Genomic DNA, 23,197 nt, shown 5'->3' on the forward strand with positions numbered 1-23,197 from the left:
CGACTGAGCGCGCGGGGAAGGAGCCTGAAATGCCTGAGACGGATACCATCGACCGAGTGAAATCGCGCAGGGTGCAGGTCGCCAGCCTACCGCCCGGCGATAGCGGCCGAGGATTTGCCAGGCTGCCGGAATCGCTGATGCGCGACCTCGGCGTCGGCGAGGGCGACGTAATCGAGATTGGCGGCAAGCGCTCCACCGCGGCGATAGCCGTCAAGCCTTACGGCGAGGACGAGGGTATCGACATTATCCGGCTGGATGGGCTGCAGCGCGCCAACGCCGGCGTCGGTTCGGGCGACTTCGTGGAGGTGAACAAAGCTGAATCCAAGGCGGCAACCCGCGTTGTTTTTGCACCCGCACAGCCGAATGTTCGTCTTCAGGGCTCGGCGGACGCCCTCAAGCGCACTTTTGCCCGGCGTCCGCTCGTCGAAGGCGACACCGTCGCTACGACGGGGCACCAGCGAGTTAACGCCGACATGCCGGAAGCGATCAGGCAGATGCTGAATGCACCGGCCTTCGCGCTCCAGGAGCTTCGGCTGATCGTCGCACAGACTCAGCCTAAGGGCATCGTCCACATCGACAGCAAGACGGTCGTCGAACTGCTGCCGGAATATACTGCTAAGGATGGCGAGCGCCGCGCCGACGTCACCTACGACGATCTCGGCGGCATGCGCGACACGATCGACGCGCTGCGCGAGATGGTGGAGCTTCCGCTTCGGCATCCGGAGCTGTTCCAGCGGCTGGGGGTCGACCCACCCAAGGGCGTGCTGCTTCACGGTCCGCCCGGCACCGGCAAGACCTTGCTTGCGCGCGCCGTAGCGAACGAAAGCGCCGCGCAATTCTTCCACATCGCCGGCCCTGAAATCATGGGCTCCGCCTATGGCGAGAGCGAACGGCGCCTTCGCGAGATTTTCGAACAAGCCGCCGCGGCGGCTCCGTCCATCATCTTCATCGATGAGATCGATTCGATCGCTCCGAAGCGCGGGCAGGTCACGGGCGAGGCGGAAAAGCGGCTGGTCGCGCAGCTCCTGACCCTGCTCGACGGGATGGAGCCTCGTCAGAATACCGTGGTGATTGCCGCGACCAATCGGCCGGAGGCCATCGACGAGGCCCTGCGCAGGCCCGGCCGTTTCGACCGAGAAATCGTCGTGGGCGTTCCGGACGAACCCGGCCGCCGCGAGATCCTTGGCATCCATACGCGCGGCATGCCGCTATCCACCGACGTCGACGTGGACGGCCTCGCGCGCCGTACATACGGCTTCGTAGGCGCCGACCTGGCCGCCCTGACGAGAGAGGCGGCGCTCGAGGCTGTCAGGCGCATCATGCCTCGCCTCAATCTCGCCGAAGAGACGATCCCGGCCGAAGTGCTGGAATCCTTGTCAGTCGAATCGCGCGATTTCGACAATGCGCTCAAGCGGGTGCAGCCTTCCGCGATGCGCGAAGTGATGGTCGAAGCCCCGACCATTACGTGGGAAGACGTCGGCGGGCTCGACGACGCGCAGACGCGGCTGCGTGAAGGTGTCGAGCTGCCTCTCAAGCATCCTGAGGCTTTCCGGAGGCTGGGCATTCGACCGGCGAAGGGGTTCCTGCTTTACGGCCCTCCCGGCACTGGCAAGACGCTTCTCGCAAAGGCCGCGGCGCGCGAGAGCGAAGCCAATTTCATCGCGACCAAGTCGTCGGACCTGCTTTCCAAATGGTACGGCGAAAGCGAGCAGCAGATCGCCAGGCTGTTTCATCGTGCTCGGCAGGTCGCTCCGACGATCATCTTCATTGACGAGCTCGACAGCCTGGTCCCGGCCCGCGGCGGGGGCTTGGGCGAACCTCAGGTAACCGAGCGCGTGGTCAACACCATCCTCGCGGAGATGGACGGCCTGGAAGAGCTTCAGAACGTCGTCGTAATCGGGGCCACGAACCGGCCCACGCTCGTCGATCCGGCGTTGTTGCGTCCGGGACGCTTCGACGAACTGATCTATGTCGGAACGCCCGACACGGCGGGACGGCGGCGTATCCTTGCGATCCACACGCGCAACATGCCGCTCGGCGATGACGTGAACCTCGAATCCCTGGCGCAGCGGACCGAGCGCTTTACCGGCGCGGACCTCGAAGACCTGGTACGCCGGGCCGGCTTAACCGCGCTTCGACGCGGGCTCGACACCGGCAAGGTGGGAATGGCCGACTTCGAGACGGCGCTCGGCGAGACCCGAGCGTCGGTAACTGCCGACATGCTCGAAGAATATGAGCGTATCCAGGAGACGCTGAAGAGCGAGGCGACACGCCCGCTCGGCGGCATCGGCTTCGTGCTTCCCGGCATGCTGCGGCCCAAGGGCGGCGGCAAGGACAACGGCTAAGGCGCGAGCCTTCGCCTGGCGAACGCGGCAAGCGCCACCAGAAGCAGCGCGCAGGCCGCGAAGGGCAAGTTGCGCTCAACCATGTAGAGCGAAATTCCAAGCGCAGGCGCCAATACGAAGCTGATACCGTTCGCTGAGGTGATGACGCCAGCGACCGCGCCCTGCTCCGCCAGCGGGACGGCTAGCGAAGCGCCGGCCGTGAACCCCGGTCGGGTGAAACCGAATCCGAGCGAGGACAGAGCAAAGCCAATCGTGATTCCATAGAGATCGCTTGCGATCATCGTGCCGAACAGACCTGCTGCCGCGATCAACGCACCCCACAGCAGCAAGGACCTCGGCGCGAGGCCAAGGCGCGGGATAATGGCCCACTGCGCCCCCAGGGTTGCCGCCGCGCCTGCCATCATCACAATCGCGATCGGCCCCTCCGACCCTGAGGGCGTCAGGCGCAATCGGTCGATCATGAAGAAGCCGAGGCAGGTGAGGATCGCAGCCTGGGCATGTCCGGCGACGACTCCCGCAATGATCCAGGGACGGATGCGCGCGTCCCTCCAGCTTAGCCGATGCTTCCGCCGCGGCGAGGTCGCCGCAAGGACGCTTGCGCCGGTGGGCGGCGTTGCAAGCGACGGATAGCTCATCGCGGCGCCATGCCCGACCTTGCGCTGCGAGCGATCGTTGGGAAGCCACAGCTGGACCGACACGAGCACGGCGAGCCCGATCGCGGCAAAAGCGAACAGAGGACCGGAGAGACCGACGAGTGGCAGCACGAACAAGGGCGCGACGGCCGGCCCGATGATGGTCCCCAGGCCGAAGGATGAAGAGAGGGCCGAAAGCGCGGCCACCCGGCCGCTTCGCCGGGTTTTCGACGCGAGGTAGGCTTGGGTCGCGGAAGGGGTCGCGCAGCCGAAGCCGCCGTAAATTCCGCGAAACAGGCCGAATAGCGCGAAGGTCAGTGCCCCGCCGATCCAGCCCCTGAGGCCGCCGAGAAGAACGATCCCGCACAAGATGGTCGAGACGATGAACCCTGTAACGCCGACGATCGTTAGCGCCTTTCGCCCGTGATGATCGCTCTTCTCGGCCCAGAATGGCGCGAGCAGGACCCACAAGACCGCCGACCAGGTGTAGGCGATCGCCACCCAGAAGTCGGCGACACCGATTTCACGGCCGATCGCCGGCATGACCGACTGCAGCGCGGTGTTGCCGGCTGCGGCGACGAGCATGGCCGCGTAAAGCAGCAGGAAGTGCGTCGCCGAAAGCGCGCTTGCGCCGACGCCACGGTTACGTGCGATGGAAGCCACAGGACCCGATTACGCACTCGCCAGGAGAAGCGGAACCTCTTCGTCGCGCAATTTGTGCAGTTCGGCACGACGGCAAGGTTGCGCCGGATGATTCAGGCGTTTGGGGAACTTGCCAATCAGCAGCGCATTTGCCAACGCTCGCGCCCCTGATCCCCTAACGGAGAGAACATGCCTTCATTTCCTGCGCGAGCGCTGAAGGGCGGCCGCCGTATTGCGCGGCGTCACGATCGCCGGAGCGCAAGCCCGAAGTGGCAGTTCCTCCGTGGATTCCTGAAGAATCCGGTGATGGTGGGCTCCATCATCCCGTCCAGCCGAGTGCTGATCGACAAGATGCTCGCGCCCGTAGACTGGGAGAATACGCGCCTTTTCGTTGAATACGGCCCCGGTGTCGGCACATTCACTCGTCCGGTCCTCGAGAAGCTCGGCCCGGAGGCGACGCTCGTCACGATCGACACGAACCCGGATTTCACGGGATATCTTAGGGAAGCGATCGATGATCCGCGGCTCGTCCCTGTGACCGGCTCTGCTGCGGACGTGGAGAAGATCCTGGCGGACCGCGGGCTTGGTCAGGCGGACTACGTGCTTTCCGGCCTGCCGTTTTCAACCCTCCCGCCAGGCGTCGGCGACGACATCGCCGAAGCCACCGCAAACGTGATCCGTCCCGACGGCGCGTTCCTGGTCTACCAGTTCAGTCCCAAGGTGAAGGACTTCATTGACCCGCATTTCGATCGCATCGAGCGCGGGTTCGAGTGGATCAACGTACCGCCGGCGACCTTGTTCTGGGCCTACAAGGGCTGAGCGCCACTAACGTTCGATACGGAAGTTCAGGCGCCTCGTGACGGTATAGTCCGTGACGTTCACGAGGAAGTGGGACACGGCCCATTTGATCCGGCGCCACATGGTTGCACGACGAGCGTGCAACTCCGGAGTGATCCATTTGCAGTCCTTCAGCTCGCGCTCGAAATAGGCCCGCATCTGGTGCGCGAAATGCGCATCCTTCACCCGCAGCATGATCTCCATGTTGATGTAGAAGCTGCGGTAATCGAAGTTGGACGATCCGATGTGCACGATATCGTCGACGATCGCGAGCTTCGTGTGCAGCTTCGCCGGCTGATACTCGTACAGGCGCACATGCCTTCGCAGGAGGCGGCTGTAGCTGTGCCGAGCCGCCGCGACTGTCGCGTTATTGTCTGATTTCGCCGCGTTGACGACCCGCGCTTCGCCGCGATGCCCTACCCTGCCAATGCGCCGGAGCATGGCGCCGGGCGGAGCGAAATAGGCGAAGATCATGTCCAGCCGCCGGGCCTGGCCGATGTCTCGCCCGATGCTCCGCCACCAGCTGTTGCGCCGGCTCATCGGGCCGCTGAACTTCCACTGCAGCGGACCTCGCCACTCGCTAAACTCGCCGATCAGCCGCCGCAGCGAGCGCATCTTCGAGCGGGGCCGCTTCGACCAGCGGAACAAGCTGTCAAAGTATCGCGCAGGGAGCGCAGCCTCAGGCCCGTCGAGGCGGAGCCACAGGTCTCTCCAGTGCGTTGACCCTCGATCGTTGAGATAGGTCGCGTCGATGTTGGCACCCCCGATGAGCACGGTCTGGCCGTCGATCACAATCAGCTTCTGATGGTTGCGAAGCAGGTAGCGCCGGCCGAAGCTGGGGTTGAACACGCAATATTCACCGCCTTTCTCCGCAAGTTCGCTGAAGAATTGCGGAGTGGCCGCCGATCCGAAGCTGTCGATCAACAGCTTGACCTCGACGCCGCGGGCAGCAGCCGCCGCCAGGGCATGGCGAACGACGTCTCCGCCGCGGTCGGGATTGAACATGTACATGAGCATCCGGACGCTCTCCTGGGCCCCCGCTATCAGCTCCAGCAGCATTTCCAGGCGCGCTTCGCCGCTCTCGATCAGCTCTAGGCGATTGCCCGCTATTTCCGCGCGGATCGGCGGCGAACTGACCGGTTCTGATGAAGCATCTGCCATTTGTCCGCTTTTCTTGACTTTCGTGAAGGCTGCAAGCTATTGGCGCGGCCTTCCTGAAATCCCATATTCCCTTACGGAATAGCTTTACCGGAGCGGCGAATGGCGCGCGTCACAGTCGAAGATTGCGTAGATAAGGTCTCCAACAGGTTCGACCTCGTCCTGTTTGCGGCCCAGCGCGCGCGGCAGATCTCGGGAGGCGCCGACCTCACGATCGACCGTGACCGCGACAAGAATCCCGTCGTCGCACTGCGCGAAATCGCCGAGGAGACCGTGCGCCCGAAGGAACTGCAGGAAGGGATCGTCACCAACCTCCAGAAGGTTCGCGTGGACGAGGAGGACGAAACGGAAGAGCTGGCGTCGCTCAGCGATGCAGCCGAGGCACTCCGTCTGACTGCCGCCGCACCGCCGCGGCCGACACCCTCAGGCGGGGACTACGAGTAAGTCAGCTTACTCCGCTGCGGCTTGCAGCGGATTCTGATTCTCGGCGCTTACCCAGATAAGGTCGTTCAGCTTAAGCTCCCGCCCGTCGTGCGAGAGGACGCACATCTTCCGAACCGGCTTGCCGTCGCGGCTGTCCGCGAGGACCATGTCCGGTACGCCATGACCCCATTGCTCGCCCCACTGCCTGAGCGCGAGGAGAGCAGGCATGAGCCCTTCGCCCTTTGGGGTGAGCGAGTAGACGACCTTGCGGCGATCCGAAGGATCCGGCGCGCGCGCCAGGATGTCCCCAGCGACCATCTTGGACAGCCGATCTGACAGGATGTTGCGCGCAATTCCAAGGCCCGCCTGGAATTCCTCGAAATGCTTGAGGCCGTTGAGGGCGCCACGGAGAATGAGAAAGGCCCATTTCTCGCCGATCAACTCGACAGCAGCCGGGATCGGGCATGAGAGCGCCGCCTCGCGAAACGCGTGCATGTTCGGCGCTGCCTTTTCTTTGAACATTCCCGACTTCCCTGTTTCCCCATTCCCTTCAAAGCACAAGTTCCATCCGTAAAACAACGGAACAAGCGCTGTCGTTGCATCGAAAATGCTCTTCGCGCTTGCACAATATGACCTGCTCCGCCCATCTTAGGAGCGTGCTGCGGCAGTATGAGCTCGTTGAGAAGGTCCGCTCCTACGATCCCGACGCGGACGAGGGGCTGATCAATCGCGCCTACGTCTTCTCCATGAAGGCGCATGGGAGCCAGCTCCGCGCGTCCGGCGATCCCTACTTCAGCCATCCGATCGAGGTCGCAGGGATCCTGACCGACCTCAAGCTCGACGACCAGACGATCGCGACCGCCATTCTCCACGACACGATCGAAGACACGATCGCTACACCGGACGAGATCGAGAAATTGTTCGGGAGCGACGTCGCCAGGCTGGTCGACGGCGTCACCAAGCTGAGCAAGATCGAAGCCCAGTCCGAAAATGAGCGGGCGGCGGAAAACCTTCGCAAGTTCCTGCTCGCTCTCAGCGACGACATACGCGTCCTGCTCGTGAAGCTGGCCGACCGGCTCCACAATATGCGCACCCTTCATCACATCCCGTCGGAGGAGAAACGGCGGCGGATCGCGCGCGAGACGATGGATATTTACGCGCCTCTCGCGGAGCGGATCGGCATGTACGAGATGATGACGGAGATGCAGACGCTCGCATTCCGCGAGATCGAGCCGGACGCATTCGCTTCCATCACCAGGCGACTCAAGCAGCTCACCGAATCGGGCGGGGACCTGGTCAACCGGATCGGCCTCGGGCTGCAGCTTTATCTCGCCGACAATGGGCTGGAGGCGGAAGTCACGGGGCGGCAAAAGCATCCTTATTCGATCTGGAAGAAGATGGCCGAGCGGCACATCAGCTTCGAGCAATTGTCGGACGTCATGGCCTTCCGGATCATCGTGAAGGATGTCGGTGACTGCTACCGCGCGCTGGGACTGATCCACAGCCGCTGGCCGATGGTTCCCGGTCGGTTCAAGGATTACATCTCGACGCCGAAGCGCAACGGCTATCGAAGCCTGCACACTTCCGTCATTCACGATTCGAAGATGCGGATCGAAATCCAAATCCGTGACCGGGAGATGCACGAACAGGCCGAACGGGGGTTGGCAGCCCATTGGGCCTACAAGGAAGGCAAGCCGAAGGGAGAACTGACAATCCCCTGGGTCGACGATCTCGTCGAGATCCTGGACCATGCCGAAAGCCCCGAGGAACTCCTCGAGCATACGCGAATGGCGATGTACCAGGACAGGATCTTTGCCTTCACCCCGAAAGGCGAGCTGATCCAGCTGCCCAAAGGGGCCACCCCGGTCGACTTCGCCTATGCGGTGCACACGGACCTTGGCGACCGAACCGTCGGCGCAAAGGTCAACGGGCGCGTCGTGCCCCTGAGGACGATGCTCGAGAATGGCGACCAGGTCGAAATCCTGGCGTCAGAAGCTCAACATCCCCAGCCGTCCTGGTTGCGCTTCGTGGCGACGGGCAAGGCACGCGCCGGCGTTCGCCGCTTCGTTCGCCACAAGGAGCGCGAGGAGACGATCGAGCTCGGGCGCAAGATTTATGACGAAATTGTCGCGCGCCTTCCGGCGGAACTGGACAAGGACGCGAACAAGCGGGCGCTCAAGAAGCTCAAGATCGAGAATCAGGATGAGCTGATGATCGCGATCGCGCGCAAGCGGGTCAGCGACGAAGCGCTTATGGAGACCTTGATGCCTGGATCGGCCGGCGGGGACGTCGCCCCTCGCCCGCTGGGACAGCGCAAGGCGATTTCGATCAAGGGCCTGACGCCCGGCGTCGCGTATCAGCTCGCGACCTGCTGCCATCCGATTCCCGGCGATCGCATCGTCGGGCTGCGCCGCGAGGACGAAGGAATCGAGGTGCATGTGATCGGCTGCGACACGCTCGCCAGCGGAGTGGATGCCGACTGGCTCGACCTGGCCTGGGGCGAGGGCTCGGACGGCGGCGCTGCGCGCCTCGCCGTCATCCTGCGCGACATACCTGGGGCGCTCGGGACAATGTCCGGCATCCTCGGCCAGAAACATGCAAACATCATCAACCTGCAGCTGGTCCATCGCGACGGAAGCTTTCAGACCTTCCACCTCGACATAGAAGTGCACGACCTCGCGCACCTCCACTCGATCATCGCCGCCTTGCGTGAGGCGGATCCGGTCAGCTCGGTCGAACGGATCTAGCGAGTTCGCGCCTTTTCGCGCTGCTGACGCGCATGGGCGTCCCCGGCGGCAAGCACGGCGAGCATCACCAAGTCGGATGCAGTTGCGGTCATCGGAGCGATCTGCACCGGCCTTTCCAAACCCAGCACATAGGGCCCAAGCACGCTTTCGCCGCCAAGCTCTCGAAGCAGCTTCGCCGACAGGCTTGCTGACTGGAGGCCGGGCATGACGAGGATGTTCGCCGGTCCCGATAGGCGGCTGAACGGATAATAGCGCTTCTGCATCTCGTAATTGAGAGCGACGTCCGGAGCCATTTCGCCTTCATATTCGAAGTCGGTCTTGAAGCCGTCGAGCAGCTTAACGGCCCCGCGCAGCTCCTCAATGTGCATGCCCGGCGGATTGCCGAACGTCGTGTAGCTGATGAATGCAACGCGCGGCTCGATGCCCATGCGGCGGGCGAAGGCGGACGACCGTAAGGCAATCGCGGCAAACTGCTCCGCCGTCGGGCGTTCGGTGACGGCTGTATCGGTGATCAGCACGGTATGACTGCCGCTTACGACGACGTTAATACCGAAGGGCGTGGCCTCCGGTTCATCGTCAATGACCATGCGGACCTGTTTCAATGACTGGCTGAACGGCCGAGTCGTTCCCGTGATCATCGCGTCGGCTTCGCCGAGCGCGAGCATCGCCGCCGCGAAATAATTGCGGTCCTGGTTGACCATGCGCTCAATCTCTCGGCGCAGCAGGCCGTGGCGCTGATGCTTCTCGTAAATGTGATCCACCGCACGCCCCACGAGCGGGGAATTGCGGCTGTTGAGCACCTCATATTCGGCCGGGTTGTCGACTCCGAGTTCCTTCAATAGCTCGTGGACCTCTTCGCGACCCACCAGCACCGGCGTCCCGTAGCCGGCTTCCTTGAAAGCGATCGCCGCCCTTAGAACGTTCGGCTCCTCGCCTTCCGCAAAGAGCACGCGCTTTGGGTGCGCCCGCGCCGACTCGTACGCGAGGCTCATGACCGACACCGTCGGATTGAGGCGCCCGCGAAGATGCTGGCGATAGGCTTCAAGATTTTCGATTGGCTTTTGGGCGACACCGCTTTCAACCGCGGCCTCGGCCACGGCCGATGCGACAACTTCCATTAGCCGGGGGTCGAAGGGAGCCGGGATGATATAGTCACGCCCGAAGCTCTGCGAACGCCCCCCATAGGCGGCCGCGACCTCCTCGGGCACGGGCTCGCGAGCGAGCTCGGCCAAGGCTTCTGCCGCGGCTATCTTCATGGCGTCATTGATGGCAGTCGCGCGCACATCGAGCGCGCCGCGGAAGATGAAGGGGAAGCCGAGCACATTGTTGACCTGGTTCGGGAAGTCCGAACGGCCCGTAGCGATGATCGCGTCCGGCCGAACTGCCTTTGCATCCGGCGGCCAGATTTCCGGGTCCGGGTTAGCCATGGCGAAAATGATGGGTTCCTTGCCCATCGACTTCACCATCTCGGGCTTGAGGGCTCCCGCGGCAGACAGGCCGAGGAACACATCCGCCCCGACACAAGCATCGGCAAGCGTCCGCGCGTCCGTTTCGACGCTATGCGCCGACTTCCATTGGTCGAGATCGGTGCGCCCCTTATGGATCACGCCCTTGCGGTCGCACATGATCACATTGTCGCTGCGAACGCCCATCGCCTTGATCAACTCGGTACAAGCGATCGCCGCCGCCCCAGCGCCGTTGACCACAACCTTGATCGACTTGAGCTCGCGCCCTGTGAGAGCGCAGGCGTTGATGAGGCCCGCCGCAGTGATGATTGCCGTTCCATGCTGATCGTCATGGAAGACGGGAATGTTCATCCGCTCCTTCAAAGTCTGTTCGATGACGAAGCAGTCCGGCGCGGCAATGTCCTCGAGATTGATCCCCCCGAAGCTCGGCTCGAGCAGTTCGACAGCGTCGATGAAACGCTGGCAGTCCTCGGTTGCGACCTCAATGTCGATCGCATCGACATCCGCGAAACGTTTGAACAGTACGGCCTTGCCTTCCATCACCGGCTTGGAAGCGAGCGCACCGAGATTTCCCAGGCCGAGAATAGCGGTGCCGTTTGAAATGACGGCCACCAGATTGCCCTTGGCAGTATAGTCATATGCACAACCGGGATTGTCCGCGATCGCGCGCACCGGCACCGCGACTCCCGGCGAGTATGCGAGACTGAGGTCGCGCTGCGTCGCCATGGGCTTGGACGCGATGACCTCGAGCTTGCCCGGCCGACCGCGCGAGTGGAAGTCCAGCGCTTCCGCCTCAGTATACTTTACATTGCTCTCCGACATGGGTGCGCGCCTTAGCGGCATTCCGTGACAGCGGCAAAAGACCCTCGATTCAGCTTCAAGCTGCGTAGGAAGGGCGCTAGTCAGAGTCATGGCCCGAGCGGACTCTCCGACACCGATGATGGCGCAATATCGCCGCCTGAAGGAAGAAGCCGGCGAGGCCTTGCTTTTCTATCGCATGGGCGACTTCTTCGAGCTGTTCTTCGACGACGCGAAGATTGCCGCCGGATGCCTCGACATCGCCCTCACTAAGCGCGGGGAAGACAGCGGCGAGCCGATTCCCATGTGCGGAGTGCCGGTGCACTCGGCCGATTCCTATCTCGCGCGGCTGATAAAGGCCGGTCACAGGGTCGCCATCGCCGAGCAGACGGAGAGTCCGGCGGAGGCACGCAAGGCGCGGGGCTCCAAGGCCCTGGTCGAGCGAGCAATCATCCGGCTGGTCACGCCCGGGACGCTTACCGAGGAGACGCTGCTGGAAAGCGCCGCGGCCAACTGGCTTGCGGCGGTTGGGCGCGCCGGCGACGAGTGGGCGATCGCTGCTGCCGACATATCAACCGGCCGGTTCGAGCTCGTGACCTGTGGGACAGGCGAGCTAGCATCCGAGCTGGCGCGGATCTCGCCTGCCGAGACGATTTCGGACGCACCGATTCCCGGGACCCATACGGTCATCGGCAAAGGCGGATTCGACAGCCTTGCTGGGGAGCGGGCCCTCAAGGCGCGCTTGGGGCTGACGACCCTCGACGGGCTCGGAGGCCCCTCGCGCGCCGAGCTGGCCGCTGCGGGCGGCCTTCTCACCTATCTGGATGCGACCCAAAAAGGCGCGGAAATCCTTCTTGACGCTCCGCGCCGCGTTCAGCGGTCCAGCCATATGGCGATCGACGTCGCCACGCGCGAGAGCCTCGAGCTCACGCGATCGGTCGCCGGCGCAGTGGCAGGAAGCCTGCTCGGCGAGGTGGACCGCTGCCAAACCGCCGGCGGCCGCCGCCTATTATGCGAGGACATCGCAGCGCCTCTCACCGACAAATCCTCAATCGAGCAGCGTCTCGCACTCGTCGCATGGCTTCACGGCGACGCACTGCGCCGCGAACGCGTCCGTCAGCGGCTGCGTAGCTTGCCCGATTTCGCGCGCGCGCTGGCACGGCTTGCTGCCGCTCGCGGGAGCCCCCGAGACCTCGCTCTAGTCCGCGATGGGCTCGGCGAAGCGCGCGGCCTGCAGGATGAGCTCGAACAGGAAGCCGAGCGGCCGCAGCTGCTTGAGAGCCTTCTGCCGAAACTCGGCGGCCATGGAGCGCTCGTTGATCGGCTGTCGCGTGCGCTCGTCGCCTCACCCCCGATCGATGCGTCGAAGGGCGGTTATATAGCCGAGGGATATGATGCGGCGCTCGACGCTTTGCGCGACGCCGCGTCGCTCGGACGCCGGGCGATCGCCGCGCTCGAGAACAAATATCGTGAGTCCACCGGCATCGGCTCGCTGAAGATTCGGCACAATTCGGTGCTCGGCTATCATGTCGAAGTTTCGGCCAAGCATGCCGACAGGCTGATGGGACCGGACAGTGGCTTCACGCACCGCCAGACTCTTGCCGGCGTTGTCCGCTTCAATTCGCCCGAACTCCATGAAGAGGCATCGCGGGTCGTTGAGGCGGGAGGCCACGCTCTCGCCAGCGAAGCAGCCCATGCCGCGGAGTTGACCCAACTGGCGGTCGCCGCGGCGCTCCAGATCACGTCGACCGCCGAGGCCATTGCCCGTATCGACGTTTCGGCTGGCCTCGCCCAGCGCGCGGCAGAGGGCGGGTGGACCGCGCCGCACCTCACGGACGATCCCTGTCTGGAAATCGAGGCTGGACGGCACCCCGTAGTCGAGACTGCACTCGCAAATACTGGAGATCGGTTCGTCGCCAACGACCTTTCGGTAGGTACAGAAGATCGGCTGTGGCTGATCACCGGACCCAACATGGGCGGCAAGTCGACGTTCCTGCGTCAAGCAGCGCTAATCGCCGTCCTAGCGCAGGCTGGAAGCTTCGTCCCGGCGGCGCGCGCCAAGATCGGCATGGTCGACCGCTTGTTCAGCAGGGTCGGCGCGTCCGACAATCTTGCGCGCGGCCGATCGACCTTCATGGTCGAAATGGTCGAGACCGCCGCTATCCTGGCTCAGGCGACGCCGAAGAGCCTCGTGATCCTCGACGAGATCGGCCGCGGAACCTCGACCTACGATGGCCTTGCCATCGCCTGGGCGGTGGTCGAGGCTATGCACGACCAGCTCAAGTGCCGAACCTTGTTCGCCACGCATTACCACGAACTGACGCGGTTGGCCGGACGGCTCGATGCATTGTCTCTCCACCATGTCCGCGCCCGCGAATGGAAAGGCGATTTGGTCCTGCTTCACGAGGTCGCCGACGGCGCTGCCGACCGCAGCTACGGAATCGCCGTGGCGAAGCTCGCAGGACTGCCGCCAGCCGTGGTCGCGCGGGCCAAGGCAGTGCTCGCGAAGCTTGAGGCAGGCCGTGACGCCACCGGCGGCATTGCCGCGGGACTCGATGATTTGCCCCTGTTTGCCGCGATCGCCGAACCCGACCAGGCGCCTGATCCGCTCGGGAGCGAGCTGGACTCGATCGATCCGGACAGCCTGACGCCACGTGAGGCGCTCGAAGCGCTCTACCGCCTAAAACGGATAGGCGCCGAGCGAAGCCGATGAGCCTTATCGACGTCGACAATCGCCGCGCGATCATCGACCGACGCGCCATCGCCGAACGCTTTAGGAGCGGAGGCGATGTTGCCGAAATCCTGCGCAAAGCACTTGAGGCCGGCCGCGAGGAGATCGCCAGTCGCATTGCCTCCGAACCGGGAAGCGGACGCGCCGCTGCGCAAGCGACGGCGTTCCTGCATGATCAAATCGTGCGACTTGCCTATGAAGCCGTCATTGGCACGACCGACCCGGCGCTGGCACTCGTGGGCCTAGGTGGGACGGGCCGAGGCGAGATGGCCCCGTATAGCGACCTCGACCTCATGTTTCTCACCGCTAAGCGGCCAAGCCCCGAGACAGAGCAGATCGCGCAAGCAATGCTCCACCTGCTGTGGGACTTGAAGATCAAGGTAGGCCACTCGGTTCGCTCGACGACCGATCTCATCTCTCTCGCAAAAAGCGACATGACGGTGCGAACCGCCTTCCTGGAAGCGCGGCCGATTTGCGGGACCACTCAGGTCTTCGACGGTGTCATGCAGCGATTCCGGACGGACGTTGTGGCCGGAACATCCGCCGAGTTCGTCGCAGCCAAGCTCGCGGAGCGCGACGAAAGGCACGTCCGGATGGGCGACACGCGGTACGTGGTCGAGCCCAATGTGAAGGAGGGCAAAGGCGGCCTTCGCGACCTGCACGCGCTATATTGGATCGGCAAATATGTTCACGGCGTCGAACGCTCGGCTGATCTCGTAAGCGCCGGGCTGCTCACTGCCGCGGAATATCGTGGGTTCGATCGCGCCGAGCGCTTTTTCTGGTCGGTGCGCTGCCACCTGCACTTGCTCGCAGGCCGCGCCGAGGAGCGGCTCGGCTTCGAGCACCAGCGGCAGATCGCGGAGATCATGCGTTACGCGGACCGGCCCGGGAAGTCCGCCGTCGAGCGGTTCATGCAATTCTACTTTCTCAATGCAAAGTCGGTCGGGGATCTCACGGGCGTATTCCTCGCGCAGCTGGACGAACAGCTGGGCAAAAAAGGCTTTCGCTTCGCTTTGCCGACCATCCTGCGGAAGCCGAAGCGGCTCGCCGGTTTCGTGCTCGACCGCGGTCGACTGTCCATCCCAACGGATGGTTTCCTCCGCGACGAGCCTTTGCGGCTGCTTGAGATTTTCGCACTTGCCGCACGCGAACAACTGGAGATTCACCCCACTGCGATGCGGGCCGCAACTCGCGATGCGACGCTCATTGGCCGCAAGCTACGCGACGATCCCCGGGCGAATGCATTCTTCATGGAGGTTCTCACTTCGATCCACCATCCCGAGACGGTGCTGCGGTGGATGAATGAGGCGGGCGTATTCGGCCGCTTCGTTCCAGATTTCGGTCGCGTCGTCGCTCAGATGCAATTCGACATGTACCACCATTATACAGTCGACGAGCATTCAATACGGGCGATTGGACTGCTCGCGGCAATCGAGCGGGGGGAACTGAAGGATGATCATCCGCTATCGACGGCGCTCATCAAGCAGATCGCGTCTCGACGCGTCCTCTATGTCGCGGTTCTCCTGCACGACATCGCAAAAGGACGCGGCGGAGATCACAGCGAGCTTGGAGCGGAAATCGCACTGCGCCTCTGCCCACGGTTAGGGCTCGATCCGGCCGAAACCGAGACGGTTTCGTGGCTAGTGCGCTATCACCTCCTGCTGTCGTCGACAGCCTTCAAGCGCGACATTGCTGACCCAAAGACGATCGAGGACTTCGTCCGTCTCGTGCAAAGCCCCGAGCGCCTGCGGCTCCTGCTCATACTGACGGTGGTCGACATTCGGGCGGTAGGTCCGAGCGTTTGGAATGATTGGAAGCGCAGCTTGCTGAGAACGATGTTCGAAGCGGCAGAGGAACGTTTGCGCCTCGGCCACAAGCAGCATGGAAGAGCCGAACTGGTCGAAGCGCGCCAGAAGGAGCTTGCAGACGCCGTAAACTGGTCTGCGAGAGCAGTTAAGGCGCACGCGAAGCGGCTGCCGGACAGCTACTGGCTCGCAGAGCCTCCATCCTGGCAGATCGCCAATGCAAGGCAGGTCGCAACGGCCGAGGCGCACATTGGCGATGCGCAGCCGAGCGTTGCGGTGGAAAACGATCTGGAAAGCGGGGCTACCCGCGTCAGCGTCTTCACGCCGGATCGGGAGGGGTTGTTTTACCGCATATGCGCTGGGCTCGCTGGAGCCGGCGCCAACATTATCGACGCCCGGATCCACACAACTCGCGACGGCATGGCTCTCGACAACCTCTTGGTTTTGGACGGTCGCGGCAAGTCCTATACCGACAAGCGTCTACGGGGGCGGCTGGCAAGAGCGGTTGAAGTGGCGCTTTCAGCGACAAACCCGCCGCCACTGCCTCAGACTCAAACTAGCAGTCCTCGCAGTAAGGCCTTCACCGTAGCTCCCTCCGTCGCCATCGCTGACCGCGCGTCGACTCGCACCACCGTCGTCGAAGTCAACGCTGGCGACCGGCCGGCCCTACTCGCTGCGCTCACCGCGGCGATCCACGCAGAAGGACATCGCATCCACTCGGCGCACATCGCGACTTACGGTGAGCGAGCCGTGGACGTTTTTTATCTCACCCGCGCCGACGGCAAGAAACTGAGCGAGCGCGATATCGGCGCGCTGCGCGATGCGCTTGTCTCGGCGGCAGGGCGGGATTCACGAGCCGAGGCGGCCTGAAGAAAAAGGCCCCGCCATCGCTGGCGAGGCCTTTCCCCCTTTTCAGAAGTTCAACCCCGTTCGCCGCGTTCCACCGGCGGAGGCGGAGGTGGCGGCGGCGGCGGTGCCGGCTGCTCCACGATCGGAGGCGGCGGCGGAGCCGGCGGAGCAACATAAGGCGGCGGCGCCTTGGGAGCGAAGCCGAGCTTTGAGCGCAGGGTCACGCCAAACGTACGCGGCTCGCCCAGGAACACGCCATAAAGCTGGTTGGACCGGTTCGGCGGAAGCGGCGGGAGGCAGAAGCCATTCGCAGCTCCCCGCGCGGTGCAGCTTCCCTGCAGGAACGCGTCGAAGGCAATCTGATAAATATTCTTGTCGAACAGGTTTTGACCCCACAGCTCGACAGCCCAACGATCCTCGGGTCCACGCACACCGACGCGGCCGTTGAAGACCCAATAGCCGTGCTGGATTTTTTCGAAATCGAGGTCAGAGCCAGTATTGTACTGAGACTGGTGACGGGTATCGATGTAGAACAGACCGCGCAGTCCCGAGCTTCCGATCGGCGGCGTCCAGGCCAGCGACGACGTGACTGTCCAAAGCGACGAGTTCGAAATGCGCCGCCCGGGTAGCTGGAACAACGCGTTGGTAAGCGCGCGGCCGTCCGCACCGACCAGGTTATTGCGATACTTCGTATCGGCATAAGTTACGCCAAGGTTGAAGTTCACGTTCTGGATCGGACGAGAGAAAAGTTCGAACTCGACACCCTTCGATTTTACGCCCGCTTTGGTGCCGCTGTCGCAGGCTCCGGTCGTAGCGCTGTTGTCCGCGTCGGCGCCATTGAGATCGTCCTTACAGGCGTTGATATTCTCGACGATGAAGTTGACGCCGTTGAACGTGTTTAGCTGGAAATCACTGAACAGCTGGCGGAACACAGCGACGTTAATATCGAGGCCGCGGCCATTGTACTTGGCGCCCAGCTCAATCGCGTCGTTCGTCTCGGGCTTGAACTCCAGATCGTCCGCGCTGGCATGTTGCGCGCAGCCGGTCGGCAGCGTTCCGCTGGTGGGGCAGACCTGCCCGGCGATCGGAATGCCAAAGCTGTTCAACGAGATCTGACGGGTAAGCGCCGAGCGATCCATGTTGAACCCGCCGGCCTTATAGCCGTGCGCATAGCTCACATAGGTCAGCAGGCGGTCGGTCGGCTTGTAGCTGAGGACGACCGTACCCGAGAGCTTGTTATCGGTGTGGGTGCCATCGATCTCCGCGCTGTGACCGGCGACGCTCGGGTTCGCGCAAGGCAGCTGGGCCAGCGAAGTGCCAGTAAACGCGCTGCAGGCAATGTTGTTGTCGAGAAGCTCGGAGTTCAGCTCCTTCCTCTCATGCGTGTAGCGGGCGCCGACGGTGAGCTTGAGCTGCTCCGTGATTGAAAAGATGTTGTGCGTGAACAAAGCCCAGTGGTTGGCTGTCTGATGGAAATCGTCGGCGATGATCCCGGTGTTCGCCAGCCGGAAGCCCGAAGTCGGCGCTTGGGCAAGCACGAGATTCTCGAACCCGTTGTTCGTGAAGATCGGCGCCTGGAAATTGATCGGGGCAGGCAAGAATGCGCTGTTATCGAGCCTGCCGAAGGCACCTACCGTTGTAATGGTCGTCGCGAGCTGTTGCAGTACCGCCGGCGGCGTCAGCGGGTTCCCAGCAGCCGTCAAGAACTGGCCGACAAGGTTATCGCGCACCGCGGTTGCGACCCCGGTGCTGAAGCAAGTCGGGCTAAGCGGATTGATCAACGTGGGCTGAGCCACCAGCGCCGCGAAGGTGTTGGCCGCCAGGCAGCTCGACAGATCGTCGAAGTCCTCGCCGTAGCGGATCGAGTCCTGGCTACGAAGCTTCTCGTTCGCGTAATAGCCGCCGACGAGCCAGTCGAGGCGGTTGTTGAACGTATTGCCTTGAAGCCTCAACTCTTGGGTAAAGGTCTTGAATCGGTTGAACGCGGTTCCGTCGTCGGGGCGGTAGGCGATATCGAGGTCAGAATAATCGATGTCGCTGCCGCGGATGAGCTTGTTGAAGCGATAGGCCGTGATCGACGTCAACTCGCCCCAGCCGAAGTCGTAGACCCCTTCGCCGGACAGGCCCCAGTCCTTCACGTCCTGCCGGTAGCTGCGTCCGGGTGAGATCACGACGTCCCGATCGAACGGATCGTCCGGAACGGTCGCGCCGAGCGCTTCCATTAGCGGCTTGAAGCTCGAAGGAGCTGCTACGAAGCCCCCATTGCCATCGCCGACATGGTCTTCAGCGGGCACATAGGGAGCGGCGCAACATTCCTCGTCGCGCTTCGAATAGTCGCCGACGATGCGGAAGGAGAAATTGTCGGACGGCTCGAACAGCACCTGGCCGCGAAGCAGCCAGCGATCACGATCGTTCACGTCGCGGCCTGATACGAGGTCTTCGACGAAGCCGTCGCGCTTCATCCAGACGCCGTCGAGACGCGCGGCGATCGTGTCGCTCAGCGGCCCTGTGACGCTCAGCTCCATTCGGCGCATGTCATAATTGCCGATGTCGAGCTGACCGGCGACTTCAGGCTGGAACAGCGGCTTGGCCGTGATCACCGAGATGAGGCCGGCAGAAGTGTTGCGGCCGAACAAAGTACCCTGCGGACCGCGGAGAACCTCGACGCGGTCGACTGGGCCGAGCTCGGTAAGGCCGGCGCCGACGCGACTGCGGTAAACGCCGTCGATAAAGATGCCCACGGAGCTTTCCAGTCCGGGGTTGTCGCCGACCGTGCCGATGCCACGGATACGGGCCGTAGAGGCGCCGGCCTCCGACTGGGTCGAAGTGACGAGCAGCGACGGCGAAACCTGCTGCATCTGACGTATGTCGGTCGCGCCCGTGTTTTCGAGCGCTTGCGCAGTGACCGCGCTGACCGCCAGTGGGACATCCGAAAGCGCCTCGTTACGCCGCGTCGCGGTAACGACGATATCGCCCGCATCGACAGGCTGTTGCTCGACCGCCTTGTCTGAAACGGCAGCGCCTTCCGCAGTTGCCCCCTGCGTCGGCTCGGCCGCTGCTTTATCGGTATCCGTGGTCGATTGTGACGTTTGCGCGAATGCCGGAGTCGACAGTGCAAACAGGCCTGCTGAAAGCAGCCAAGCGGACTTGCGGTTCATGCTCTCTCCCCTTTGGCGCGACGGGATCGCGCTTGAGGGCGAGGCTAATCCTGAATTGCCCGATTAGGGAAGCAATCCACGAGGCGCAGAACAACATTGCCGCGCGACTGCAGCAGTTTTGCAACAGCAGTGTAAGTAAGCCCTCTGGCGAAGCGCCAACTTACTTGGGCGCAAGCACCATCAGCATCTGGCGGCCTTCCATGCGCGGGTGCGCCTCGACCTTGGCCATTTCCGCCGTCTGCTCCTGAACACGCCGGAGAACGGCCATGCCAAGCTCCCCGTGCGCCATCTCGCGTCCGCGGAAGCGCATCGTGACCTTCACCTTGTCCCCCTCCTCGAGGAACTCGAACACCTTCTTCATCTTGGTGTCATAGTCGTGATCGTCGATGTTCGGACGCATCTTGATCTCCTTGATCTCCTGCGTCTTCTGCTTCTTGCGCTGCTCGGCGGCCTTCTTCTGCGCCTCATATTTGAAGCGGCCGATGTCGAGGAACTTGGCGACCGGCGGATCGGCATTGGGGGAGATCTCGACCAGGTCGAGCCCAACTCCCTGTGCCTGCTCAAACGCTTCGCGCGTATACATCACGCCCAGATTTTCGCCGTTTTCATCGATGACGCGGACTTTCTGCGCCTGGATGAACTCGTTGTAGCGGGGGCCGCTCATCGGCGGCGGCGGCGCCATCGAACGGCGCGGATAGGGCGGTGGTATAGTGCAATCTCCAGTCAGTTGGTCGAACAGGGCAGGTAGGACCTTGGGCCTCGAATGAAAAGTCCGGGCGAACAAATGTGAGTCATTTTTGCCGCGACCTGTGGCGGCTTGGCGTCAGGCTCCGCGCAGATCCGGCGGCGTCGCTTCGCTCAACATCATAGCCAGCGCCTCGTCGACGCTCATCATCTTCTGATGCTCTTCGCTGCCCAGCCGGCGCACGGCGACACTGCCCTCGTCAGCTTCGCGCTTGCCCACCACCAGCAGCAGCGGGACCTTCGCAAGGCTGTGCTCGCGCACCTTGTAGTTGATCTTCTCGTTGCGAAGGTCGCTGTCGGCCCGAATCCCCACGGCGCGCAGCTTGGCGAGCACTGCGTTGGCATATTCGTCGGCGTCCGACACGATCGTCGCGACCACCGCCTGGACCGGTGCAAGCCACAGGGGGAACTTGCCCGCGTAATGTTCGATCAAGATCCCGATGAAGCGCTCATATGAGCCGAAGATCGCGCGGTGGAGCATGATCGGGCGGTGTTTCTCGCCATCCTCGCCAATGTAGCTGGCGTCCAGCCGTTCGGGCAGCACCCGATCCGACTGTATCGTTCCAACCTGCCAGGTGCGGCCGATCGCGTCCTTGAGGTGCCATTCCAGCTTGGGAGCGTAAAACGCCCCCTCACCTGGCAATTCCTCCCACCCGAAATTCTCATTGGCCATACCGGCGGCGATCACGGCTTCGCGAAGCTCGTTTTCGGCCTTGTCCCAATCCTTGTCGCTCCCGAACCTCTTGTCCGGCCGAAGGGCCAGCTTTACCGCATAACTGGGAAAGCCGAGATCCTTGTAGACCTGATCGGCGAGCTCGCAGAATGCGCGGACCTCGTCGATGATCTGGTCTTCGCGGCAGAAGATGTGACCGTCGTCCTGGGTGAACTGGCGCACACGCATCAAGCCATGAAGCGCACCATGCGGTTCGTTGCGGTGACAGCACCCTTCTTCGACCAACCGGATCGGCAGCTCGCGATAGCTGGTGATGCCCTGCTTGAAGATCAGGACATGGGCCGGGCAGTTCATCGGCTTCAGTGCCATCAAGTCAGCCTTGCCTGACAGCACCGGAGCGTCATCGTCCGTCGAGGGTATCTCGTCCGGAACGATGAACATATTTTCGCGATACTTGCCCCAGTGGCCGCTTTTCTCCCACTGCTTCGCGTCCATCAGTTGGGGCGTCTTGACCTCGACGTTGCCGGTCGCGTCGAGGCGGCGACGAATGTAAGCCTCCAGCTGGCGCCAAATCATGAAGCCGTTCGGGTGCCAGAACACGCTGCCGTGCGCCTCGGCCTGCAGGTGGAACAGGTCCATCTCCTGCCCGATCTTGCGATGATCGCGCTTGGCTGCTTCCTCGAGCCTAAGAAGATGCTCGTCGAGCTGCTTCTTGTTGAGCCATGCAGTGCCGTAGATCCTGCTCAGCATCGGATTCTTCGGATCGCCGCGCCAGTATGCGCCTGAGACCCGAGTCAGCTTGAAGGAGTTGGGGTCGAGCTTGCCTGTGGACGCGAGATGCGGCCCGCGACAAAGGTCGATCCAGTCAGCCTCGCCATGACCCGTCTTGTACATTGTGATGGGCTCGCCCTCGGGCAGCTCCATCACCCACTCAGCCTTGAAGGTCTCGCCATGGTCGATGAAGAATTGCCGCACGCGGGCGCGATCCCACACCTCGCGGATTAGCGGCTTGTCGGCGGCGATGACGCGCCGCATCTCCTCCTCGATCGCAGGCAGGTCCTCCTCGGTGAAGGGCCCACGTTCCGGCGCTGGTGCGAAATCGTAGTAGAAACCGTCCTCCGTCGCCGGGCCAAAGGTGATCTGCGTTCCGGGGAAGAGATTCTGTACCGCCTCGGCCAGCACGTGCGCGAAATCGTGGCGGACCAGTTCGAGCGCATCCTTTTCGTCGCGCGACGTGATCAGCGCGAGCGCCGCGTCGCCTTCGAACGGACGCATGATGTCGCGCACTTCTCCATCGACCTTGGCGGCCAGCGCCGCCTTGGCCAGCCCAGGACCGATTGCCGCCGCCACGTCCGCTGGCGTCGAGCCCTCCGGCATCTCCTTCACCGAGCCATCGGGGAGAGCGATCTTGAACATCTTGGTCATGCGTTCGCCGCTCTAGCTTCGGTGAGGCTCCGTCTCAACCTCGCGGCCCAATGCGAAACTCATGACAAGCAAACTTGACAGTGTATGCAGAGAATAGTAAAGGATGCTTGTCATTCTGAAAAGGAACGTTGCCATGTCTGGATCTATGGCCTGGAAGCGGTACAACATGCGGGTGATCTGGCTGAGCTTGCTCTACGCCATCTTCCTCCTGGGAGCGATCTACGCCTTCAAGCATCAGTTATTGAGCGGCTTTGTGGCCTATGTCGCGGCAATCCTTCCCGCCCTTCCGATCATCGGCATCTTCGGCGCCATCGGCCGATACCTTGTGGAAGAAGAAGACGAATATGTCCGCATGCTGATGGTCCGACAAACGCTTTGGGCCAGCGCCATTGCGCTCAGCGCCGCGACCATCTGGGGCTTCCTCCAGAGCTTTAATCTCGCCGGCCATATCGATGCCTATTACATCGCCGTTGTGTGGTTCTTCGGCCTGGGGGTCGGCGGCTGCATCAATAAGCTCACGCTTGGCGCGCCGGTAGGCTGCTGATGGAAAATCGTCTTCGAGTGCTGCGCGCAGAGCGCAGCTGGAGTCAGCAGGATCTCGCAGAACGGCTCGAAGTGTCGCGCCAGAGCGTCAACGCGATCGAGACCGGCCGGTACGACCCGTCGCTTCCGCTGGCATTCCGCATCGCCGAGCTGTTCGGGCTGACGATCGAGGATGTGTTCGAATCGCCGAGCCGGAGAAGCTCCAAGGCAATTTGAACGCC

General features: G+C 62.9%; 15 protein-coding genes. 8 read left to right on the top strand and 7 right to left on the bottom strand.

Annotated features, from left to right (window positions below; translation table 11 throughout):
- The first annotated feature begins 29 nt into the window (after positions 1–29).
- Positions 30–2,345: a CDC48 family AAA ATPase gene (locus tag LZ538_RS11850; protein WP_249832242.1), complete on the top strand. Its 2,316-nt coding sequence runs from the start codon at positions 30–32 to the stop codon at positions 2,343–2,345.
- On the opposite strand, the gene LZ538_RS11855 is transcribed toward LZ538_RS11850, so the two are convergent.
- Complete coding sequence (locus LZ538_RS11855) at positions 2,342–3,640, bottom strand: MFS transporter (RefSeq protein ID WP_249832243.1); 1,299 nt, start codon at positions 3,638–3,640, stop codon at positions 2,342–2,344. The two genes, LZ538_RS11850 and LZ538_RS11855, sit on opposite strands and share 4 nt — an antisense overlap.
- Before the next feature lie 168 nt (positions 3,641–3,808).
- Here LZ538_RS11855 and LZ538_RS11860 point away from each other — a divergent pair, with 168 nt between their 5' ends.
- A complete protein-coding gene (locus tag LZ538_RS11860) occupies positions 3,809–4,438 on the top strand; it encodes a class I SAM-dependent methyltransferase (protein WP_430741980.1) in 630 nt (209 codons plus the stop codon).
- 6 nt (positions 4,439–4,444) lie between these two features.
- Here LZ538_RS11860 and LZ538_RS11865 read toward each other — a convergent pair whose 3' ends face one another.
- Entirely contained in the window at positions 4,445–5,617 is a 1,173-nt protein-coding gene (locus LZ538_RS11865; protein ID WP_249832244.1) for a phospholipase D-like domain-containing protein, read from the bottom strand.
- Between the two features lie 99 nt (positions 5,618–5,716).
- Here LZ538_RS11865 and rpoZ point away from each other — a divergent pair, with 99 nt between their 5' ends.
- Entirely contained in the window at positions 5,717–6,058 is a 342-nt protein-coding gene (gene rpoZ / locus LZ538_RS11870) for a DNA-directed RNA polymerase subunit omega (RefSeq protein ID WP_249832245.1), read from the top strand.
- A 6-nt stretch (positions 6,059–6,064) separates the two neighbouring features.
- On the opposite strand, the gene LZ538_RS11875 is transcribed toward rpoZ, so the two are convergent.
- Positions 6,065–6,559, bottom strand: coding sequence for a winged helix-turn-helix transcriptional regulator (locus LZ538_RS11875; protein WP_430741981.1), 495 nt, complete (start codon positions 6,557–6,559; stop codon positions 6,065–6,067).
- A 134-nt stretch (positions 6,560–6,693) separates the two neighbouring features.
- Here LZ538_RS11875 and LZ538_RS11880 point away from each other — a divergent pair, with 134 nt between their 5' ends.
- Positions 6,694–8,784: a RelA/SpoT family protein gene (locus LZ538_RS11880; RefSeq protein WP_249832246.1), complete on the top strand. Its 2,091-nt coding sequence runs from the start codon at positions 6,694–6,696 to the stop codon at positions 8,782–8,784.
- Here LZ538_RS11880 and LZ538_RS11885 read toward each other — a convergent pair.
- On the bottom strand, positions 8,781–11,072 hold the full coding sequence (locus LZ538_RS11885) for an NADP-dependent malic enzyme (RefSeq protein WP_249832247.1): 2,292 nt from the start codon (positions 11,070–11,072) through the stop codon (positions 8,781–8,783). The two genes, LZ538_RS11880 and LZ538_RS11885, sit on opposite strands and share 4 nt — an antisense overlap.
- Positions 11,073–11,160: 88 nt before the next feature.
- Between LZ538_RS11885 and mutS the strand changes: the two genes are divergently transcribed.
- Both mutS and LZ538_RS11895 read left to right on the top strand, forming a co-directional pair.
- Positions 11,161–13,761, top strand: a complete 2,601-nt coding sequence (gene mutS / locus LZ538_RS11890) for a DNA mismatch repair protein MutS (protein ID WP_249832248.1) — start codon at positions 11,161–11,163, stop codon at positions 13,759–13,761.
- Positions 13,758–16,454 (top strand): [protein-PII] uridylyltransferase, encoded by a 2,697-nt coding sequence (locus LZ538_RS11895; RefSeq protein ID WP_249832249.1) that lies wholly within the window; start codon positions 13,758–13,760, stop codon positions 16,452–16,454. The genes mutS and LZ538_RS11895 overlap by 4 nt, the downstream gene beginning before the upstream one ends.
- A 50-nt stretch (positions 16,455–16,504) precedes the next feature.
- Here LZ538_RS11895 and LZ538_RS11900 read toward each other — a convergent pair whose 3' ends face one another.
- From LZ538_RS11900 to thrS, 3 genes are all read right to left on the bottom strand, one after another.
- On the bottom strand, positions 16,505–19,591 hold the full coding sequence (locus tag LZ538_RS11900; RefSeq protein WP_249832250.1) for a TonB-dependent receptor: 3,087 nt from the start codon (positions 19,589–19,591) through the stop codon (positions 16,505–16,507).
- A 160-nt stretch (positions 19,592–19,751) separates the two neighbouring features.
- The gene (gene infC / locus LZ538_RS11905) at positions 19,752–20,255 is read right to left on the bottom strand and encodes a translation initiation factor IF-3 (RefSeq protein ID WP_249832251.1); all 504 of its coding nucleotides are present in this window, start codon (positions 20,253–20,255) and stop codon (positions 19,752–19,754) included.
- 159 nt (positions 20,256–20,414) lie between these two features.
- A complete protein-coding gene (gene thrS, locus LZ538_RS11910; protein WP_249832252.1) occupies positions 20,415–22,433 on the bottom strand; it encodes a threonine--tRNA ligase in 2,019 nt (672 codons plus the stop codon).
- A 133-nt stretch (positions 22,434–22,566) separates the two neighbouring features.
- On the opposite strand from thrS, the gene LZ538_RS11915 reads away from it, so the two are divergent.
- Positions 22,567–22,977 carry a hypothetical protein gene (locus LZ538_RS11915; RefSeq protein WP_249832253.1) on the top strand — a complete coding sequence of 137 codons (411 nt, stop codon included), beginning with the start codon at positions 22,567–22,569 and terminating at the stop codon, positions 22,975–22,977.
- Positions 22,977–23,192, top strand: a complete 216-nt coding sequence (locus LZ538_RS11920; RefSeq protein ID WP_249832254.1) for a helix-turn-helix transcriptional regulator — start codon at positions 22,977–22,979, stop codon at positions 23,190–23,192. The genes LZ538_RS11915 and LZ538_RS11920 overlap by 1 nt, the downstream gene beginning before the upstream one ends.
- The last annotated feature ends 5 nt before the right edge of the window (positions 23,193–23,197 follow it).

It is taken from the genome of Sphingomonas hankyongi (assembly GCF_023516575.1).
In the GTDB taxonomy this organism is placed as follows: domain Bacteria; phylum Pseudomonadota; class Alphaproteobacteria; order Sphingomonadales; family Sphingomonadaceae; genus Sphingomicrobium; species Sphingomicrobium hankyongi.

What these genes read in the sequence shown, in the direction of transcription:
- LZ538_RS11850 (WP_249832242.1), top strand. Translation starts at nt 30, where the DNA reads ATGCCTGAGACGGATACCATCGACCGAGTGAAATCGCGCAGGGTGCAG.
- LZ538_RS11860 (WP_430741980.1), top strand. Translation starts at nt 3,809, where the DNA reads ATGCCTTCATTTCCTGCGCGAGCGCTGAAGGGCGGCCGCCGTATTGCG.
- LZ538_RS11865 (WP_249832244.1), bottom strand. Translation starts at nt 5,617, where the DNA reads ATGGCAGATGCTTCATCAGAACCGGTCAGTTCGCCGCCGATCCGCGCG.
- rpoZ (WP_249832245.1), top strand. Translation starts at nt 5,717, where the DNA reads ATGGCGCGCGTCACAGTCGAAGATTGCGTAGATAAGGTCTCCAACAGG.
- LZ538_RS11875 (WP_430741981.1), bottom strand. Translation starts at nt 6,559, where the DNA reads ATGTTCAAAGAAAAGGCAGCGCCGAACATGCACGCGTTTCGCGAGGCG.
- LZ538_RS11885 (WP_249832247.1), bottom strand. Translation starts at nt 11,072, where the DNA reads ATGTCGGAGAGCAATGTAAAGTATACTGAGGCGGAAGCGCTGGACTTC.
- mutS (WP_249832248.1), top strand. Translation starts at nt 11,161, where the DNA reads ATGGCCCGAGCGGACTCTCCGACACCGATGATGGCGCAATATCGCCGC.
- LZ538_RS11895 (WP_249832249.1), top strand. Translation starts at nt 13,758, where the DNA reads ATGAGCCTTATCGACGTCGACAATCGCCGCGCGATCATCGACCGACGC.
- LZ538_RS11900 (WP_249832250.1), bottom strand. Translation starts at nt 19,591, where the DNA reads ATGAACCGCAAGTCCGCTTGGCTGCTTTCAGCAGGCCTGTTTGCACTG.
- infC (WP_249832251.1), bottom strand. Translation starts at nt 20,255, where the DNA reads ATGAGCGGCCCCCGCTACAACGAGTTCATCCAGGCGCAGAAAGTCCGC.
- thrS (WP_249832252.1), bottom strand. Translation starts at nt 22,433, where the DNA reads ATGACCAAGATGTTCAAGATCGCTCTCCCCGATGGCTCGGTGAAGGAG.
- LZ538_RS11915 (WP_249832253.1), top strand. Translation starts at nt 22,567, where the DNA reads ATGTCTGGATCTATGGCCTGGAAGCGGTACAACATGCGGGTGATCTGG.
- LZ538_RS11920 (WP_249832254.1), top strand. Translation starts at nt 22,977, where the DNA reads ATGGAAAATCGTCTTCGAGTGCTGCGCGCAGAGCGCAGCTGGAGTCAG.